Genomic DNA, 2889 nt, shown 5'->3' on the forward strand with positions numbered 1-2889 from the left:
ACACGCCGATTCCGAAAATGCAAATTGCATATAAGGAAACGATGGCTTCAGCCTCGCTAATTCATTGGCATTGGGCTAAAGCCTCCGATTCCAAATGAGTTTTACAAGAAATATAAATAAAAAAAGGAGAATAAAATGGCTACTTATCAGACCCCTGGGGTTTATATAGAAGAAGTTGAACTAGGTGCTAAACCGATTGCTGGTGTGGGTACTAGTGTTGCTGGATTTGTTGGTGTAACAGACAAAGGTGGTGCGTATCAAGACAAACCGACTTTGGTTACTAGTTGGGGTGATTTTGTCTTGAAGTTTGGGTACTACACAGTTGATGCACCTTATATGGCACCTGCTCTGTTTAGTTTTTTCCTCAATGGAGGAACCACAGCGTTTATAGTCAAGAGTGCAGATGATAGTGATGGTGCGATTGTTGGTACAGATGGTGGAGCAGGAGCTAGGACAGGGCTTACGGCATTGACTGATGTTGATGAGGTTACTATGGTTATGGCTCCTGGGGTTACTACAGAGACTGTTATAAAAGCACTTATTGCACATTGTGAATTGATGAAAGACCGTATTGCAATCCTTGATACTCCTGAGGATACAATTACAACTACGGCTATTGCAACCTATAAAGAGGATGCCATCTCTGCTGACGGATACGCTTCACTCTATGCTCCGTGGTATAAAAGTGCTGTTGAGTATATTGATACAGCAGATAACAATAAGCTCAAAAGCCAACAGATATTTATCCCACCAAGTGGAGCTATGGCAGGTGTCTATAGTCGAAGTGATACGGGGAGAGGTGTACATAAAGCACCAGCCAATGAGCAAGTTCGTGGGGCATTGGAGCTAAAAGTTAATTATAATAAAGCTGAACAGGCTCTGCTCAACCCTAATGGTATCAACTGTATCCGTGCATTTGCTGGGCGAGGTATTTTGGTCTGGGGGGCTAGGACTACTGCTAGTAACTCTTTATGGAAGTATATTAATGTCCGTCGTCTATTTATGTTTCTCGAAGAGTCTATTGATGAGGGGACACAGTGGGTTGTGTTTGAGCCAAATGATGCGAAGCTTTGGGATAGAGTCAAGCAGACTATTATCAACTTTTTGACTACACAGTGGAGAGAGGGTGCATTGATGGGGTCTACTCCAGAGGAGGCATTTTTTGTGAAGTGTGACCGTGAGACAATGACACAAGATGATATAGATAATGGTCGTCTTATATGTGAGATTGGAGTCTGTCCTGTAAAACCAGCAGAGTTTGTAATCTTTAGAATAGCACAACAGTGTAATGCTGGTGCATAAAGGAGATATAGATGGCACAGAAAAACCCTTATAAAAATTACCGATTTCTACTAGAGATTGACGGTCTTGTTCAGGCTGGATTCAAAGAGGTAACCATACCTGATAGTTCACAAGACCCTATAGAGTATCGTGAAGGAAATGACCAACCGACTGTTCGTAAGATTCCAGGACTTATTAAGTATGGAAACATCTCTCTCAAAGTGGGATTAACAGACTCTATGGAGCTGTATGAGTGGCGAAAACTGGTTGAAGATGGCAAAACAGATGATTACTATAAAAATATGGCGATTATCTTGATAGATGAGCAGGGTGAGTCGAAAAGTCGTTGGGAGTTTTCAAGAGCTTGGCCAACAAAATATGATGCACCTGACCTTAATGCTACGGATAATAATATTGCCATAGAGTCGATTGATGTGGCTCATGAAGGCATGAAACGCGTGAAGTAGGAGTAGGAGATGGCTCTACAGACAGAATATAGTTTTACTCTTCCTAGTGGATATGCTGATGAGGAGGGAACTCTACACAAAAAAGGGATGATGCGACTAGCAACAGCAGGGGATGAGATACTACCTCTGCGTGACCCTCGTGTGCAGGGGAACCCTAGCTATTTGAGCATTATTTTGCTCTCACGAGTGATTACCAAGTTAGGCTCACTTCCTGATATTAACCCAGGGACGATTGAGGGGATATTTATCGAAGACCTCGCTTTTTTGCAGGAGTTATATAGTCGTATTAACGGTAATGGAAGTGTAACACTTAGGACAAAATGTACATCGTGTAATGAGGAGGTGGAGGTTAGTTTTAGCCCCCCAAAATAACAAGCTATCCAGAAGATAAGCTCTATGATGAGATAGCTTTTGTGGCATATTATATGCATTGGAGCGAAGAGAGCATCTTGGAGATGCCTCATTGGGAACGCCAAAAGTGGTGCAGTCAGATTAGCAAAATCAATAAGGAAGTGAGTAATGAAAAGGGTACAAAGCGTGAAATCTCTATCTCTGATGTCTTCTAATCCTATGGGACTTTTGGTGTTTAGAATGGGAGGTGTTTTCTCATTTGCAGAGACGGTTTTGAGACGAGTTAATCCTATCTTTTTGACAATAAAAAATGATGCTGTACTGTTTTTTCTGTATCAAAATTTGAAAGATAATATAGTATATTATCAGCATTGGCATAAGCATATACTAAATCACAGTCACTACAATTCTCTTTCCCTCCTCTCTGAGGTGGAATGCATAGATAGTTCATCTACTCCTATTATAAAGAGAGAGACCAATTTAGATGGTAAATATTATAATAAGCCCTTAGAGACTTTAGTCCCAAATATTGCGAGGCTAAAGCCATCGGTTCCGAGTAACTCTCGTTCCACCTCTCCTGAGGTGGAATGCATAGGCAATAACAATGTAAATCAACCTCAGAAAAGCAATAGAGACAATAAAACTCCTTTTTTTGAGTTTAATAAATCTCAAAAAGAGTTAAAAGATATTTTGAATAGTTCATCTAGTTCTATTATAAAAAAAGAGAGTAGTTTAGATAGTAAATATTATAAAGATTTTATATTTCAAAATATTCCTCACTCTCTATTCA

General features: G+C 40.1%; 5 protein-coding genes. All 5 read left to right on the forward strand.

Annotation, left to right across the window (positions count from 1 at the left end):
* Positions 1 to 135 precede the first annotated feature (135 nt).
* Positions 136 to 1302 (forward strand): phage tail sheath family protein, encoded by a 1167-nt coding sequence (locus GSY74_RS05975; RefSeq protein ID WP_164664190.1) that lies wholly within the window; start codon positions 136 to 138, stop codon positions 1300 to 1302.
* An 11-nt stretch (positions 1303 to 1313) separates the two neighbouring features.
* Complete coding sequence (locus GSY74_RS05980) at positions 1314 to 1748, forward strand: phage tail protein (protein ID WP_164664191.1); 435 nt, start codon at positions 1314 to 1316, stop codon at positions 1746 to 1748.
* Positions 1749 to 1757: 9 nt separating this feature from the next.
* Positions 1758 to 2120, forward strand: coding sequence for a phage tail assembly protein (locus GSY74_RS05985; RefSeq protein WP_164664192.1), 363 nt, complete (start codon positions 1758 to 1760; stop codon positions 2118 to 2120).
* Positions 2121 to 2173: 53 nt separating this feature from the next.
* The gene (locus GSY74_RS11030) at positions 2174 to 2314 is read left to right on the forward strand and encodes a DUF6760 family protein (protein WP_370518776.1); all 141 of its coding nucleotides are present in this window, start codon (positions 2174 to 2176) and stop codon (positions 2312 to 2314) included.
* On the forward strand, positions 2268 to 2889 hold a 622-nt coding region (locus GSY74_RS05990; RefSeq protein WP_164664193.1), incomplete at its 3' end, for a hypothetical protein. The genes GSY74_RS11030 and GSY74_RS05990, both read left to right, overlap by 47 nt.

Origin of the sequence: Sulfurovum sp. bin170 (assembly GCF_010892395.1) — a bacterium.
GTDB lineage: Bacteria > Campylobacterota > Campylobacteria > Campylobacterales > Sulfurovaceae > UBA1140.

Bases quoted from the DNA above. Each gene is read 5' to 3' on its own strand.
- GSY74_RS05975 (WP_164664190.1), top strand. From the start codon at position 136: ATGGCTACTTATCAGACCCCTGGGGTTTATATAGAAGAAGTTGAACTA.
- GSY74_RS05980 (WP_164664191.1), top strand. From the start codon at position 1,314: ATGGCACAGAAAAACCCTTATAAAAATTACCGATTTCTACTAGAGATT.
- GSY74_RS05985 (WP_164664192.1), top strand. From the start codon at position 1,758: ATGGCTCTACAGACAGAATATAGTTTTACTCTTCCTAGTGGATATGCT.
- GSY74_RS11030 (WP_370518776.1), top strand. From the start codon at position 2,174: ATGCATTGGAGCGAAGAGAGCATCTTGGAGATGCCTCATTGGGAACGC.